Here is a 1436-nt window from a genome sequence, read left to right as displayed (position 1 = left end):
GACTTAGGTTACGATCCTGGTGCGCATCAGCCTGCGCATTCATCCAATCCCAAAGGCTACTGCGCTTTGGTCTACCGCAAGCGGCGGTAGAATTCCTCGTTGTTAAAGAGCGCGACATCGTGTCGGTGGTGCGGTGCGTCCTGCTGATGGGGTAAATATATCTAAAGCTATTATGAGTGTAAATAGCCAAAGATATAATTATATTGCTTTGGTGATTTTATCTTTGATAACTAAAGAGATTTATTTTTAGATAGGCACAAAAAAACCCACCGAAGTGGGCTTTTGGCTATTACGAGGGCGTGGGGAAGTGATTACCAGCTATGAGACGACCAGAAAACTTTTCCAATGACGCGCACGTCACGAAGGAACTCTTCTCTTGATACCACTTCGTCGGGGTACTCAGAGCGGTTAATTGAGCGGATGATGATGCTATCCGGCAAAGCTATGAGCGTCTTCACGCGCAGAAGGTCCGCCTGGCATATGGCATAGGTCTTGCCATCCCTTATAGTGGTTTCCTGCGTGTTAACGCCCACTACATCGCCATCGTTTAGGGTTGGCTCCATGCTTCGGCCAGTGACCCGGACAAGGCGGGCGGCGCTCTCTGGCACTCCCATCTTCTTCAGATAGTAGCGGCGGAATACTAGGGCAAATTCGGACGACTCTTCAACTTCACAGCTGCCGTCTCCGGCTGCGAGGGATACATTCAATAGGGGAATCTCTACAAAATCATCCTTGCCACCATGATCCATATCTTCCCAAACCGTAGCGCTTAGGCTTGACTCCCTGATATTGGATCCTTCCATTTTTATCGGCTGTTGGCCCTCGCCACGCATAGGCCCGTCACCAGACGAGAGCCACTCAGGGCGCACGCCAAGAACGCGAGAGATCTCGTACAGCTTACGAGTGTTTTTTGTGATACCGGAGGTCAGCTTCCACACGCTCGGCTGCGCCATGCCGACCGCGTCAGCAAGCGATGCCTGGGTGAATCCAGTCTCTTTCATAGCGGCGTTAAGCCGATCTGCAAATGTCATCTTTTCCATACCTGCAATATATAGCCAAGGCTATTGCATGCCAAATATCTAAAGCTATTTACTTTCCGAATAGCTTTGGCTATTATTATCATGAAAACCAAAGCAGGAGCTATTTATGGTCAACAAAGCTATTAAGTCGGCTATCGACTTCGTAGGCAGCCAGCAGAAACTGGCCGAGGCCTGCGACGTTAAACAGCCATCAGTATGGGCTTGGTTGCACGGGAAAAAGAAAGTCTCCGCTGAAAATGCAAAGCGCATCGAAAAGGCGACAAACGGAACTATCCCTGCTTACCAGATCCGACCCGATTTAACTGACCTGTTCCCTCATCCGAACCAGGCAGCATAAGCAACACCGCTCTTTAAAACTCTGAACCGCTCTGCCGCTTGTAGAGCAACCAATGCGAC

General features: G+C 49.8%; 2 protein-coding genes. One reads left to right on the top strand and one right to left on the bottom strand.

What is annotated here, in order from left to right:
* Positions 1-311 precede the first annotated feature (311 nt).
* On the bottom strand, positions 312-1031 hold the full coding sequence (locus QLG07_RS02585) for a helix-turn-helix transcriptional regulator (RefSeq protein WP_282468406.1): 720 nt from the start codon (positions 1029-1031) through the stop codon (positions 312-314).
* Between the two features lie 115 nt (positions 1032-1146).
* Between QLG07_RS02585 and QLG07_RS02580 the strand changes: the two genes are divergently transcribed.
* The gene (locus tag QLG07_RS02580; RefSeq protein WP_159336195.1) at positions 1147-1377 is read left to right on the top strand and encodes a helix-turn-helix domain-containing protein; all 231 of its coding nucleotides are present in this window, start codon (positions 1147-1149) and stop codon (positions 1375-1377) included.
* Positions 1378-1436 lie beyond the last annotated feature (59 nt).

This window comes from Erwinia sp. V90_4, assembly GCF_029967685.1.
Lineage (GTDB): Bacteria > Pseudomonadota > Gammaproteobacteria > Enterobacterales > Enterobacteriaceae > Erwinia > Erwinia aphidicola.
The sequence above is the reverse complement of the archived record's forward strand: the minus strand, read 5'-3'. Positions and strand labels throughout refer to the sequence as shown.